Source organism: Streptomyces chengmaiensis (assembly GCF_029846775.1).
Classification (GTDB): domain Bacteria; phylum Actinomycetota; class Actinomycetes; order Streptomycetales; family Streptomycetaceae; genus Streptomyces; species Streptomyces chengmaiensis.
The window spans coordinates 1-13,127 of the sequence record NZ_JARWBG010000066.1 but is presented as its reverse complement, the minus strand read 5'-3'; the positions used below and the strand labels follow the sequence as shown (position 1 = coordinate 13,127).

Annotated in this window: 11 protein-coding genes and 1 pseudogene; 3 read left to right on the top strand and 9 right to left on the bottom strand. The window is 73.0% G+C overall.

Going from position 1 to position 13,127, the window contains the following annotated elements; genetic code table 11:
* Nucleotides 1–29: 29 nt before the first annotated feature.
* The 3 genes from sigJ to QCN29_RS32600 all read right to left on the bottom strand — a co-directional run bounded on the left by sigJ (nt 30) and on the right by QCN29_RS32600 (nt 1,979).
* Nucleotides 30–929, bottom strand: a complete 900-nt coding sequence (gene sigJ, locus QCN29_RS32610) for an RNA polymerase sigma factor SigJ (RefSeq protein WP_279932676.1) — start codon at nt 927–929, stop codon at nt 30–32.
* Between the two features lie 150 nt (nt 930–1,079).
* Nucleotides 1,080–1,592, bottom strand: a complete 513-nt coding sequence (locus QCN29_RS32605; RefSeq protein ID WP_398860438.1) for a hypothetical protein — start codon at nt 1,590–1,592, stop codon at nt 1,080–1,082.
* Between the two features lie 33 nt (nt 1,593–1,625).
* Nucleotides 1,626–1,979 carry an SH3 domain-containing protein gene (locus QCN29_RS32600; protein ID WP_279932674.1) on the bottom strand — a complete coding sequence of 118 codons (354 nt, stop codon included), beginning with the start codon at nt 1,977–1,979 and terminating at the stop codon, nt 1,626–1,628.
* A gap of 138 nt (nt 1,980–2,117) precedes the next feature.
* Between QCN29_RS32600 and QCN29_RS32595 the strand changes: the two genes are divergently transcribed.
* Nucleotides 2,118–4,664 carry a protein kinase domain-containing protein gene (locus QCN29_RS32595; RefSeq protein WP_450170419.1) on the top strand — a complete coding sequence of 849 codons (2,547 nt, stop codon included), beginning with the start codon at nt 2,118–2,120 and terminating at the stop codon, nt 4,662–4,664.
* Nucleotides 4,665–4,992: 328 nt separating this feature from the next.
* Here the strand turns inward: QCN29_RS32595 and QCN29_RS37360 are convergent.
* A pseudogene (locus QCN29_RS37360) lies at nt 4,993–5,157 on the bottom strand (helix-turn-helix domain-containing protein); the annotation flags it as partial.
* 352 nt (nt 5,158–5,509) lie between these two features.
* Between QCN29_RS37360 and QCN29_RS36950 the strand changes: the two are divergent.
* A complete protein-coding gene (locus tag QCN29_RS36950) occupies nt 5,510–5,674 on the top strand; it encodes a hypothetical protein (RefSeq protein WP_318036760.1) in 165 nt (54 codons plus the stop codon).
* A 769-nt stretch (nt 5,675–6,443) separates the two neighbouring features.
* On the opposite strand, the gene ilvD is transcribed toward QCN29_RS36950, so the two are convergent.
* The 4 genes from ilvD to QCN29_RS32560 form a co-directional block, all read right to left on the bottom strand.
* Nucleotides 6,444–8,294: a dihydroxy-acid dehydratase gene (ilvD, locus tag QCN29_RS32575; protein WP_240140248.1), complete on the bottom strand. Its 1,851-nt coding sequence runs from the start codon at nt 8,292–8,294 to the stop codon at nt 6,444–6,446.
* Nucleotides 8,295–8,397: 103 nt separating this feature from the next.
* On the bottom strand, nt 8,398–9,030 hold the full coding sequence (locus QCN29_RS32570; protein ID WP_279932673.1) for a TetR/AcrR family transcriptional regulator: 633 nt from the start codon (nt 9,028–9,030) through the stop codon (nt 8,398–8,400).
* Nucleotides 9,027–9,863 (bottom strand): sugar phosphate isomerase/epimerase family protein, encoded by an 837-nt coding sequence (locus tag QCN29_RS32565; RefSeq protein ID WP_279932671.1) that lies wholly within the window; start codon nt 9,861–9,863, stop codon nt 9,027–9,029. The genes QCN29_RS32570 and QCN29_RS32565 overlap by 4 nt, the downstream gene beginning before the upstream one ends.
* Before the next feature lie 23 nt (nt 9,864–9,886).
* A complete protein-coding gene (locus QCN29_RS32560) occupies nt 9,887–10,819 on the bottom strand; it encodes a Ppx/GppA phosphatase family protein (RefSeq protein WP_240140251.1) in 933 nt (310 codons plus the stop codon).
* Between the two features lie 89 nt (nt 10,820–10,908).
* On the opposite strand from QCN29_RS32560, the gene QCN29_RS32555 reads away from it, so the two are divergent.
* The gene (locus tag QCN29_RS32555; RefSeq protein ID WP_279932688.1) at nt 10,909–11,682 is read left to right on the top strand and encodes a hypothetical protein; all 774 of its coding nucleotides are present in this window, start codon (nt 10,909–10,911) and stop codon (nt 11,680–11,682) included.
* Nucleotides 11,683–11,714: 32 nt separating this feature from the next.
* Here the strand turns inward: QCN29_RS32555 and QCN29_RS32550 are convergent.
* Nucleotides 11,715–13,127: BACON domain-containing protein (locus tag QCN29_RS32550; protein WP_279932670.1), on the bottom strand; the 1,413-nt coding region annotated here is incomplete at its 5' end.

The window sequence follows — 13,127 nt, the reverse complement described above, 5'->3', positions numbered from 1 at the left end:
GGGCGCGCCGAGTGTGACAACTCCGCCCGTCACAGCCTCCCCGGGTCCAGATGGCGCAGCTTGTCGGGGTTGACGACGGCGTCGATCTCGGTGATCCGGCCCCGGTGCACGGTGAAGCCGAACACCGCCCTCTGACCGCTCGCCACGTCGGTGAAGACCAGGCCGGGTGCGCCGTTCACCTCGCGGACGACCACCCGCATCGTGCCGGGGTCGAAGCCGCGCATGAGGCCGTGGGCGTAGCGGGCCACCTTGTCTCCGCCCAGCACCGGACGCCGGGCGGCCGTGATCTTTCCGCCGCCGTCGGAGCGCCACACCACCTCGGGGTCGAGCACCTCCAGCAGGCCCTCCAGATCCCCGCCCATGACGGCGGCCAGGAAGGTGTCGACGGCCCTGCGGTGCTCGGTGCGGTCGACCGAGCGGCGAGGCGCCTCGGCCCGCACCCTGCGGCGGGCGCGCGAGGCCAGCTGCCGTACGGATTCCGGGGTACGGCCGACGACCTCGGCGATCTCGGGGAAGGAGACGGCGAAGACGTCGTGCAGGATGAACGCGGTGCGCTCGGCGGGGGTGAGCCGCTCCAGCACCGTGAGCAGTGCGATCCCGACGGATTCGTCGAGGGTGACGCGCTCGGCGGGGTCGGGCGGGGCCGGCGCGGCGGGGCCGGCGGCGTCCGCGACGACCGGCTCCGGAAGCCACGGGCCGACATACGCCTCACGGCGGGCACGGGCCGAGCCCAGCTGGTCGTAGCAGATCCTGCTGACCACGGTCGTCAGATACGCCCGCGGGTCGGCGGCCTCCCCGTCCGGCAGGGCCTGCCAGCGCAGCCACGCCTCCTGGACGGCGTCCTCCGCGTCGGCGACCGACCCGGTGATGCGGTAGGCGATCCCCCACAGGCGGCTGCGCTGCTCCTCGAACACGGCCAACTCGGCCATCTCCCTGCCCCTCTCCCTCGTCTCCTCGCCTGCCTCGCTGTGCCTCGTCGCTCGTTCGGCAGGCGTACCGCGGACACGGAGATGACGACGCAGCCGGCCGGAGTGTGACGCCGCGGGCTACCGCCGCTTGGACTTTCTGCGCGCCGCGGGCTACCGCCGCTTGGACTTTCTGCGCGCCGCGGGGTTCCCGGCTCGGCTGCCGCGCCGCTTCTCGTACTGCCTGCGGGCCGTCTCGTACTCCTCGCGGCGCAGCTTCTCGCCCGGGGCCTCGGCGAGCGAGCGGAGGGAGTAGGCGAGCAGCGAGCCGACGAAGCCGATCGCCTTGAGGCTGCGCAGCGAGTCGTCGGCGGGCGAGCCGCTCGGGCGGCGGGTGAAGCCCTCCCACGTCTTGCGGAAGGCGATGGCGCTGCAGACCGCGAACATGACGATGACCAGGCCGTTGACGAAGCCGCCGACCTGGGCGATGGACAGCCCCTCGTAGGCGAACCGCAGGACGAGACAGCCCGCGACGGCGGCGGCGAGCGAGCCGGCGGCCACACCGAGGCGGCGCAGCCCGTAGCCGCCGTCGCGGGCGACCCACGTGGTGCCGAAGAAGCGGATCGGCTCGGGCTGCGGCCCGGTGGGACGGGAGTGGTGCTGCTGGTTCTCGCTCACAGGGGCGATTATCCCCTGCCGGCTTCCGGGCCTCTCGGGGCTTCAGTTGCAGCGGATCGCGACATATCCGTCACTGCCGGTGTAGATGTACGCGTCCGAGACGAACTCGCCGTTGCCGATGTTGTCCCAGATGTTGGACGTGCCGTACGGCCCGCGGATCCACTCCCCCGGCATCTGGCAGTTGATCGGCACGCTCGCGCCGTACGGAAGCACCCGGACGATCCGGTAGTTGGTGCCGGGGCCGCTGCGGACATTGAGGCGGACACCCGGGGCGACCGGATAGCGCTTGGCTGCCAGAGTCTCCGCGGCCACGCCGACCGTCTCGGCCCCTGCGGCTCCCTCGGTTTCCGTGGCCCCCTCGCGCGCTTCGACCCCTTCGAATTCCTCGACGGACATCTTCGTTCCCCCCGCTGTCGGCGTCCGCGCGGTTCCTCCGCGCTCGCCGCGAGGCTAGCAAGCGATGGCTGGATCGCACGCACCATCGACTAGGCTCCGAGCGTCGCGCTCGCGCACGAGATTCACGGGGGTGGGCACATGCCACCGCGGCGCAGCACCGAGCCGGTCGAGACGGCCCGCTCGTTTCCGGAAGCGGAACCCTTGCGGTACGCCGGGCAGTACCGCCTTGAGGCATGCCTCGGCAACGGCGGCATGGGCGTCGTGCACCGGGCCGCCTCCGATTCCGGGCTGCGGCTCGCGGTCAAGGTCATTCATGCCGAGCACGCCTCCGACCCGGAGTTCCGTGCGCGGTTCCGGCAGGAGGTGACGGCCGCCCGGCGGGTCAGCGGGGCGTTCACGGCCTCCGTCGTCGACGCCGACCCCGAGGCCGAACGGCCCTGGATGGCGACGCTGTTCATCGACGGCCCGACGCTCGCCGAACAGGTGAAGCGGAACGGTCCGCTGGACTCCGAGCAACTGCGCAGGCTCGGCGCCGGTCTTGCCGAGGCGCTGCGCGACATACACCGCGCGGGCGTGGTGCACCGCGACCTCAAACCGGGCAATGTGCTGCTCGCCGAAGATGGGCCGAAAGTCATCGACTTCGGGATCTCCCGGCCCGCGGACAGCGAACTCCGCACGGAGACGGGGAAGCTGATCGGCACTCCGCCGTTCATGGCGCCCGAGCAGTTCCAGCGGCCGCGCGAAGTGGGGCCGGCGGCGGACGTCTTCGCGATGGGCGCGGTGCTGGTGCACGCGGCGACCGGGCGGGGGCCGTTCGACTCGGACAGCCCGTACATCGTGGCGTACCAGGTCGTGCACAACGAGCCGGATCTGGCGGGCGTTCCGGCAGGGCTCGCACCCCTGCTGCGGCGGTGTCTGGCCAAGGACCCGGCCGAGCGGCCGACGCCGGGCGAAGTGATGGTCGCGCTGCGGGCGTTCTCGCCGACGGCGGCGCACGACACCCAGGCGTACATCCCGGCGCAGCGGGAACCGGACGCCGCGGGCGACGCGGACGGGGCGGAGTCCGGGGGCCCGGAGCCCGCGGCCCGACGGCGACGCCGGTCCCGGTGGGCCGCGGCGGCCGCCGCGGCGTTCACACTCGGTGCGGCCGGAGCGGTCGGCCTCGCCACGCTGCACGACGGGACGGGCGGCGGCGACCCCAGCGGCGGCGGGGCTGCCGGACGCGCCTCGGTCGGGCAACCGGCTCCCGGGAAGGGCTTCCGGCCCTGGAGCGTCCCGCTGGGCGGTGACGGCGAAGGAAACCGGACGCCCGTGTGCTCCGGCTCGGGAGACGCGCTGTACTGCGCCTCCCCCGGCGTGAAGGCGGCCCGGCTCAGCGCGGCCGACGGGCGCGTCCTGTGGTCCCTGAAGGCCGACGGCGGCGCGGCGGCCCAGACCGACGAGGACGGCGCGCCCGTGCGGATGGGCGGACTGCTGCTGGTGGCCGCCCCCGGCGGCGGCCGACTGGAGGCGCTCGACCCGGAGTCCGGCGCGGTGCGCTGGCAGCTGGAAACCGCCTCGTACGCGACCGTCGAATACGCGGGCGACGACACCGTGCTGCTGGTCACGGCCGACGGGCTGGTGCGGGCCCTCGACGCGGCGACCGGCCGGGAGCGCTGGGCCCGGCGGCACGGCGGGGTCGGCACCCAGTGGACCGCCGCCCGCCGGGGCGGCGGTCCCCTCGTGGCCGCCACCCCGGCAGTGGACGGCGCGTCCACGCTCATCACCGCGGTCGACCCCGTCAACGGGGACACCCTCTGGCAGCGGCGGGCGCCCGGCGCACTGAGCCCCGCCGGGCTTGCCGACAGCACGCTGTTCCTGCTGGCAGCCGACAAGGACGGCTTCACCGACGCGGTGGTGCACCTCGATGTCCCGTCCGAAGGACGGGACATCCGGAGAATCCCGCTCTCCGCCCCGCTCGACCAGGCGCAGGCCGCCGTGGTCGACGACACCGTGTACCTCAGCGGGGCGGGCGGCTCGCTCCTCGCCGTCCGCGGCGAGCAGCAGCTCTGGCGACGGGAGCTCGGCGTCACCCATCTGTCCCGGCCCGCCGGCGACGGCAAAGGCGTGTACGTCTCCGCCGGGGACGGGCGGCTGCTCGCGGTGGACGCGGAGAGCGGGGTGCTGCTCGGTCAGACCCGCCCGCGGATGGCGGACGGTCCGCACACCCTTCCCCTCCGTGCTTCCGGCCCCCGTCACCACCGGCCCCGACCGCATCGCCGGGACCGCGCCCGACGGCTCGGTCTTCGCCCAGGGGACGGAGAATCCCGGGGGCTGGTAGTCGCCGCCCCCGCGCATGCGGGTTTCCGGGGCCCGGGAATGCGAACGCCCCGCCTGTTTCTCGCGGGGCGTCGAGGACGGAGGGTGCGTGATGTCCGGTGTGTCAGGGCGCGATCGGCACGGCTCGGCTCCAAAGCTCCTCGGCGTGATCACGGAAGCGGTCGAACATGCCGCTGTCGCTCTGTCGGTGGAGGTGCAGCAGGGGCGAGTCGTGGCCGACCAGCCGCGCAAGATGAGGCGTCACAAGGGCGTCCTCATCGAACCGGAAGACGCTCAAGCTCACGTGGTTCACGGCGTCTGAGGGAGCCGAGAATCGTGTCTCCAGCCCTTCCGGGGAGCCCAAGCGGCCCAGGTGCTCCAAGGTGATTCTGATCCGGGTGGAGACCGTGAGGGCCGTGTCTTCGATGGCCTCACGCTGCCGCGTCACCTCCCCCTCAGGGTCGCCGATGAGGAAGCGGACCCGGACCCCTGAGTCGATCTTGCGGCGCAGTGTCTCTGAGAACGCCGGAACGGACGTGAAGAGGAAGTAGTTCGTGTACCCGGCGAGGTAGATCTCTTGCGTGGCGCCATCGGCCAGTTCGGACCACAGCGAGGACGGCGCAGCCGATCGGTATGGGTAGCTGCGGGTGATCTCGCGGTCAGTGCCGGTCTTGATGCGGTCCTTGACCACCTGGGGCCAGATCATTTCCTCGTCCACTCCCAGAGCGCGGGCGGCGTCTTCGCGGTTCCTGGCGTGTGGCGTTAACGCCTCGTTCGAAACCCATCGTTCCACTTGCTTCGGGGATACCCCCACGCGGTATGCGAGCTGTCGGGCGGAGAGCCCCGCTTCATCCATGGCGGAACGAAGTCTGACGTTCAAGTCAACCCCCTCGACAGGGACCTTTGAGCCTTCTTTGGACCTTATCGCCGTAAGGCCCAACTGTCGCTGTGCATACCGAGATACGTCCCTCGAGGGGGCTCACGCTTGGCAAGGAGCAGAAGACCCCCGCGACGGGTGGAGCCGTCCAGGGGCGTGGCCAACGCTTTCGAGGAGCGTCGACATGACAGACCTTATCTGCCGGATCGCCGTATGACTCCGGCTGGTATTCGGGCCCGGTAAGGGCGGTCGGCGGGCCGGTGCCCGCCCCGCCCCGAAACTGCCTGAGCGGTACGGGCCGCGTCCGACTGCGGTGAGGCTGCCGGCCCATCGGTCCCCGTATGGGCGGCACGAGGTGTTGGACGGCGGCGCGGTCGCGCTGGTGCGTCCGTATCTGATCGAGCATGAGCGGCGGCAGCGGCGGGCCCGGCAGCAGAGGCGGCGGCTGACGCTGGTCCTCGCGGCGGATTTCGGCATCGACCTTGACGCCCACGTGGTCGGCGCGGGGGGTGCCCGATGACCAACTCCCCCGAGTCGCAAGTGGCAGAGGCGTGTGAGGTCTGCGGGTCGACGGCGGGCCCTCTGGCGACCGTCACGACCGGCACGGCGGGCGGCGCGTGGCATCGGCGGGTGTGTCAGTCGTGCGCGGCGGGCGGTGTCGGCAGGGGGCCGGTAGCGGTGCGGCGGGCGGCGCGGATGTGCGTGCGGTGCAACGCGCTGACGTCGCGGCCGGTGGTCGTCTCGGAGGTGCACGCAGGCTCCGGGCCTGGTTTCAACGTCTATGCCTGCGCCGAGTGCGCGCCGCACTTCCCGGTGCTGCCGGANCGCACGGTCGCCCAGGTACGGGCGGACGCGGAGCGCTCCGGCCGGTCCGGTGAGTGCGAGATGGGCGAGCACTCCTTCTGCCACCCGCAGGACGTCTACGCCAGCAGCACCCGCCACCGGGGAGAACGGCCGCTCTTCACGCTGCGGTGCGCGTGCGCCTGCCACAAGACCCCTCCGCCGAAGGGCCCGTAGCGGCCCGTGCGGCCGCGCTGCTACACGAACCCGGCGCAGCCGGGGAACCCTTACGGCGCGAAGCGCCGCCGGGGGGCTGAGGGGGCGCAGCCCCCTCACAGCCAAAAAGGGCGGGTGGGCGGGGAAAGGGCCCGCACCCGGGAAGACGGGCACGCCCGAGAGGCCGCACGGCGCGCGCGCAGCGCCGCCCGGGGTGTGCGGGGCGAAGCCCCGCACCCGCGAGGGAGGGGCGGGAAAGGGGCCCGCACCCGGGAAACCCCGGGGCCTGGGCGTCAGCCCAGCTTCGTGACGTCGCGCACCGCGCCCTTGTCCGCGCTGGTGGCCATCGCCGCGTACGCCCTCAGCGCCGCCGAGACCTTCCGCTCCCGCCCCTTGGGCCCGTATGCCCCGCCCAGCGCCTCGCGCCGCGCCGTCAGCGTCGCCTCGTCGACGAGGAGCTCGACCGACCGCCCCGGGATGTCGATGCGGATGCGGTCGCCGTCCTCGACGAGGGCGATCGTCCCCCCGGACGCCGCCTCCGGGGAGGCGTGTCCGATGGAGAGACCCGAGGTGCCGCCCGAGAAGCGCCCGTCGGTGATCAGCGCGCAGGTCTTGCCGAGCCCGCGCCCCTTGAGGAAGGACGTGGGGTAGAGCATCTCCTGCATGCCGGGCCCGCCCTTGGGCCCCTCGTACCGGATGACGACCACGTCGCCGTCCTTGACCTGCTTGTTGAGGATCTTCTCGCAGGCCTCCTCCTGGGACTCGCAGACGACCGCCGGGCCCTCGAAGGTCCAGATCGACTCGTCGACGCCCGCGGTCTTCACCACGCAGCCGTCCTCGGCGAGGTTGCCCTTGAGGACGGCCAGTCCGCCGTCCTTGGAGTAGGCGTGCTCGGCGGAGCGGATGCAGCCTCCCTCGGCGTCCTCGTCCAGGGCCTCCCACCGCTCGGACTGCGAGAACGCCTCGGCGGAGCGCCGGCAGCCGGGAGCGGCGTGCCACAGCTCGACCGCTTCGGCCGAGGGGGAGCCGCCGCGCACGTCCCAGGTCTTCAGCCAGTCGGCGAGTGAGGGGCTGTGGACGGCGTGCACGTCCTCGTTGAGCAGTCCGGCGCGGTGCAGTTCGCCGAGGAGGGCGGGGATGCCGCCGGCGCGGTGCACGTCCTCCATGTAGTACGTGCGGTTCTTCGCGACGTTCGGTGCGACCTTCGCCAGGCACGGCACGCGTCGCGAGACGGCGTCGATCTCGGCGAGGCCGAAGGGGACGCCGGCCTCCTGGGCCGCCGCCAGCAGGTGCAGGATCGTGTTGGTGGAGCCGCCCATGGCGATGTCCAGGGCCATGGCATTCTCGAAGGCCGCGAAGGAGGCGATGGAGCGCGGCAGGACCGTGTCGTCGTCCTGCTCGTAGTGGCGGCGGGTCAGCTCGACGACGGTGCGGGCGGCGTTCTCGTACAGCGCTCGCCGCGCGGTGTGCGTGGCGAGGACCGAGCCGTTGCCGGGCAGGGAGAGGCCGATGGCCTCGGTGAGGCAGTTCATCGAGTTGGCGGTGAACATGCCGGAACAGGAACCGCAGGTCGGACAGGCGTTCTCCTCGATGCGGAGGATGTCCTCGTCCGAGACCGCGTCGTTGACGGCGTCGGAGATGGCGTCGACGAGGTCCAGTGTGCGGACCGTGCCGTCGACGAGGGTCGCACGGCCGGACTCCATGGGTCCGCCGGAGACGAAGACGGTGGGGATGTTGAGGCGCAGCGCGGCCATCAGCATCCCGGGTGTGATCTTGTCGCAGTTCGAGATGCAGATCAGGGCGTCGGCGCAGTGGGCCTCGACCATGTACTCGACCGAGTCGGCGATCAGGTCGCGGGACGGCAGCGAGTAGAGCATGCCGCCGTGGCCCATGGCGATGCCGTCGTCCACGGCGATGGTGTTGAACTCCCGCGGCACCGCTCCTGCCGCCTTGACGGCCTCAGAGACGATGCGGCCGACCGGTGCGAGATGCGTGTGCCCGGGCACGAACTCCGTGAAGGAGTTGGCGACGGCGATGATCGGCTTGCCGATGTCCTCGCTCGCTACGCCCGACGCCCGCATAAGGGCGCGGGCGCCCGCCATGTTGCGGCCGTGGGTGACAGTGCGGGACCTCAGCTGGGGCATCGCGCTCGCTCCTTAGACGGACCTTGGAGAGATGGGTCTGGTGTCGAGACTACGCCTCACGCCCAAGATCTGGACAGTCCGTCCGGCATGCGGAACGCCGGACTCACTCCTCGGTCAGATACCGCTGCAGCGTCGGCGCGACCATCCGCACGATCTCTTCCGGGTCCGTGGACGCCAGCGGCTCCACCTGCACCACATACCGCAGGATCGAGATGCCGATCATGTGGGAGGCGGCCAGCTCCGCCCGGAACCTGGGGTCCGGCACATCCAGCTCCGCCGCCACCCGTTCCAGCAGCCGCCGCAGCACGAAGGTGCGCAGCACCTTCGCCGCCGCCTCGTGGGTGAGCGCGGAGCGCAGCACGGCCAGCATCGGGCCGCGGGTCGCCGGGTTCTCCCAGACGCCGATGAAGACGCGGGCCAGCCGCTCTCCGATGCCCTCCGGGCCCTGGCCCAGCACGGCCGGGACGGCCAGGGCGGGCTCGAAGGAGACCTCGATGGCGGCGGCGAAGACGTCGTCTTTTGACCCGAAGTAGTGGTGGACGAGGGCGGCGTCGACCCCGGCGGCCCTGGCGATGCCGCGCATCGTCGTCTTGTCGTAGCCGCGCTCGGCGAATTCCGTGCGGGCGGCTTCGAGGATCCGCTCACGTGCGCCGGGCCCGCTGGCCGCCTCCGTACGGGCGGGACGCCCGCGTCGGCGGGGCGTCTTGGGGCTGCCCCGGTCCTCGCCGCCGGTCATGAGCGGGGAACCTGGGTCGTGGACGCCAGGTGCAGCCGGGTGAAGGCGAGGGCTTCGGCGAGGTCGGCCTCACGCTCCGCCGCCGACATGGCACGCCGGGTGTTGACCTCGATGACGACGTGCCCGTCGAAGCCGGTGCGGGCCAGCTGCTCCAGCAGCTCCGCGCACGGCTGGTCGCCGCGCCCGGGCACCAGGTGCTCGTCCTTGGCGGAGCCCTTGCCGTCGGCGAGGTGGACATGCGCGAGCCGGTCGCCCATCCGGTCCACCATCGCCAGGGTGTCGGTGCGGGCGGTGGCGGTGTGGGACAGATCGACGGTGAAGTGCCGGTAGTCGTCCTTGGTGACGTCCCAGTCGGGGGCGTAGGCGAGCATCTCGCGGTCGCGGTAGCGCCACGGGTACATGTTCTCCACGGCGAACCGGACGTCCGTCTCGTCCGCCATGCGCCAGATGCCGGAGACGAAGTCGCGGGCGTACTGGCGCTGCCAGCGGAAGGGCGGGTGCACGACCACGGTCGACGCGCCGAGCTTCTCGGCCGCCGCCTGGGCGCGCTGCAGCTTCACCCAGGGGTCGGTGGACCACACCCGCTGGGTGATCAGCAGACAGGGCGCGTGGATGGCGCGGATCGGCACCCGGTGGTAGTCGGACAGGCGGCGCAGCGCCCCGATGTCCTGGCTGACGGGGTCCGTCCACACCATGATCTCGATGCCGTCGTAGCCGAGGCGTGCGGCGATCTCGAAGGCGGTCGCCGTGGACTCCGGATAGACGGAGGCCGTCGACAGGACGACCTTCGCATCCGGGATGCGCACCGCTGGGTCTGCCGCTGGTTGAGCCACGGGAGACAGATTACGGTCCCGCGTCATTCGACAGGGAGGTGGTCGAGGCGCCGCAGGATGACGCCCTCGCGCAGCGCCCAGGGGCAGATCTCCAGGGATTCGGCCCCGAAGAGGTCCATGGCGCCTTCCGCGACCACGGCGCCGGCCAGCAGCTGGCGGGCCCGCCCGGCGGAGACGCCGGGGAGTTCGGCGCGCTGCTCGGCCGTCATCGCGGCGAGCCGGGGCACCCAGTCCTCCAGCGCCGGGCGGCTCAGCTCGCGCTGTACGTACAGGCCCTCGGCGGAGCGCGCCGCGCCCGCGATCCTGGCGAGCTGCTTGAACGTCTTGGAGGTGGCGACGATGTGGTCGGGCTTGCCGAAGCGGCTGAACTCGCCGACCGTACGGGCGATCTCGGCGCGTACATGGCGGCGCAGTATGCGCACGTCCTGCGGGTCGGGCGGATCGCCGGGCAGCATGGACCCGGTCAGCCGGCCCGCGCCGAGGGGGAGGGAGGCGGCGGCGTCGGGCTCCTCGTCGGTGCCGTACGCGATCTCCAGCGAGCCGCCGCCGATGTCGAGCACCAGGAGCCGGCCGGCGGACCAGCCGAACCAGCGGCGGGCGGCGAGGAAGGTCAGCCGCGCCTCCTCCTCTCCGCTGAGGACCGTGAGGTCGACGCCGGTCGCGTCCAGGACCTGGTCGAGGACCTCGTCGGCGTTGGTCGCCTCCCGGACGGCCGAGGTGGCGAACGGCAGGACCTCCTCGCAGCCCTTGTCCTCGGCCGCCTGGAGGGCGTCGTGGATGGTGCCGATGAGCCGCTCGACGCCGGCGGAGCCGATGGCGCCGTGCTCGTCGAGCAGCTCGGCGAGGCGCAGCTCCGCCTTGTGGGAATGGGCGGGCAGCGGCCGTGCGCCCGGGTGGGCGTCCACCACCAGCAGATGAACCGTGTTCGAACCGACGTCGAGGACTCCGAGTCTCATGGACCGAAACGCTACTGCGGTTGCGCGCTTAGGCTGGACTCGTGCCTAAGACGAAAAAGACGAACCAGGGCAAGGTCCCCCAGCAACCTGTGCACGATGTGGCTGAAGAGCAGGTTGAGCAGGACGAGAAGGGCGGGCTGGACTTTGCGCGCGCCTGGGTGGAGTTCACGGACCCGGAGGACGACGAGCAGGTCTTCCGCTGCGACCTGACGTGGCTCACCTCACGGTGGAACTGCATCTTCGGCAGCGGCTGCCAGGGAATCGAGGCGGGCCGGGCGGACGACGGCTGCTGCACGCTGGGCGCGCACTTCTCGGACGAGGACGACGAGAAGCGGGTCGCCGAGCATGTGGCACGGCTCACACCGGACCTGTGGCAGTTCCACGACGTGGGCACACAATCCGGCTGGGTGCAGACGGACGACGACGGCGATCGCCAGACACGCCGCTGGGAGGGCTCCTGCATCTTCCAGAACCGCCCCGGGTTCGGGGCCGGGGCGGGCTGCGCCCTGCACATCCTGGCGGTGCGGGAGGGGCGGGAGCCGCTGGAGACAAAGCCGGACGTCTGCTGGCAGCTGCCGGTGCGGCGGACGTACGAGTGGATCGACCGCCCCGACGACACGCGTGTCCTGCAGATCTCGATCGGCGAGTACGACCGGCGGGGCTGGGGGCCGGGCGGGCACGACCTCCACTGGTGGTGCACATCGGCGACGTCGGCGCACGGGGCGGGGGAGCCGGTGTATGTGACGTACCGCCCGGAGCTCACCGAACTGATGGGCAAGGCGGCGTACGACGTCCTCGTCTCCCTCTGCGAGGCCCGCCTGGCCTCCTCGCTCCCGCTGGTGGCCCCGCACCCGGCGGACTGAGCCGGGCGAGGGCGGGCGGCGGGGAAAGCCCCTCAGCCCGATGCCGACGGCTCGGACGCGGACGGGGGGGCCGACTGCGGGGTGCCCGAGGACGGCGGCGGGGTCGGGTCCTGAGCCGGATCCGGAGGGGACGGCGGCGGATCGGACGCGGGCGGGGGCGTCGGGTCCGGATCCGGGCCCGGAGGGGACGGCGGCGGCGGACCGGGGGCAGGCGGCGGAGTCGGATCCGGGCCCGAAGAGGACGGCGGCGGCGGATCGGACGCGGGCGGGCGTGCCGGCCCGCGGCCGTCGATCTCCACCACCGCGCCCGACGGGTCCACCCCCACCCGTGCACTCCACGGCCCTTCCGGCTCCAGCCGCCGGTCCACCGTGACGTACACGGTGACCGAGTCCCCGGGCTGCAGCACCCCGGACGCCCGGCTGACCCGCAGCCAGGGCGCGTCCGACCACAGCGACCAGGACACCGGCGTGCCGCCCGAGGCGCTGAGGGTGATCCGCGTGCCGTCCCCGGCGGGCTGCGCCTCGACCGTGAGACGCCCGGGCCCCGCCTGCCCCGGCCCGGTCGGCGACGCGGGGGCGCCCGAGCTGACGACCTCCACCGAGACGTCCGGCGACGCCCCGCCCGCGGTGAACCGGTGGTCCGGCCGCGACTGGACGCTGCCCGCGTTCTCGTAGTGGTCGTACGGCTCGCCGTCCAGCCCCCGCGGGCCGTCCGCCTCCCGTGCCGAGACCGACGTGCCGCCGTGGCTCTCGCCGGTCAGCGGCGCGCCCCGGTACGCGGCCCACAGCGCCAGCACCGGCGCGGCGACGACGGTCGCCACAACCGTGGTGGTCAGGGCGCGCGCCCGCAGCCGCTCCCGCCGGGCGGCGCAGTCCTTGGCGTCCATGGGATACCCGCCGGGGCCAAAGCGCGGGGCGTTCGCGCGTGCCCGGGGGGCGCGCAGCATCGCCGCGTACACGGCGGAGCGCGGTGCGGCGACCAGCGGCAGCGTCGCCGGGGTGACGACGGCGCCCGGCCATGGACCGCCCGCGCCCACCCGCTCGGCGACCCGGCGGCAGCGCGGGCAGTCGTCGACATGGCGCACCAGCTCCTGGCGGAGCGCGGCGGACAGCAGCACCCGGCTGTCGCCGGAGAGCCGGGCGATGGAGGGGCAGTTCCCGGTCTCGACGACGGCGAGCGCGGCACGTGTGCGCTCCACCTCGCAGGCGGCCGTCGCCAGCAGTTCGCGCGTCGCCAGCGCGTCCGCGCCGAGGACCGCGGCGACCTCGCGTGGCGCGAGGCCGTGCCGGATGGCCAGTTCGAGCGCCTCGCGCTGCTCGGGGCTGGTGCCGGCAGCCTCCGGCCAGGCCAGCAGCGCCAGCTCCTCGCGGCGGCGCGCCGCGAGCTCACCGCGGGCGGGGGTCCGCCCACCGTCCGCGGCCTGCTCCGGCGGCCCGCCGGCCGC

Bases quoted from the DNA above. Each gene is read 5' to 3' on its own strand.
- QCN29_RS32600 (WP_279932674.1), bottom strand. From the start codon at position 1,979: ATGTCCGTCGAGGAATTCGAAGGGGTCGAAGCGCGCGAGGGGGCCACG.
- QCN29_RS32560 (WP_240140251.1), bottom strand. From the start codon at position 10,819: ATGAGACTCGGAGTCCTCGACGTCGGTTCGAACACGGTTCATCTGCTG.
- ilvD (WP_240140248.1), bottom strand. From the start codon at position 8,294: ATGCCCCAGCTGAGGTCCCGCACTGTCACCCACGGCCGCAACATGGCG.
- QCN29_RS32595 (WP_450170419.1), top strand. From the start codon at position 2,118: ATGCCACCGCGGCGCAGCACCGAGCCGGTCGAGACGGCCCGCTCGTTT.
- sigJ (WP_279932676.1), bottom strand. From the start codon at position 929: ATGGCCGAGTTGGCCGTGTTCGAGGAGCAGCGCAGCCGCCTGTGGGGG.
- QCN29_RS32570 (WP_279932673.1), bottom strand. From the start codon at position 9,030: ATGACCGGCGGCGAGGACCGGGGCAGCCCCAAGACGCCCCGCCGACGC.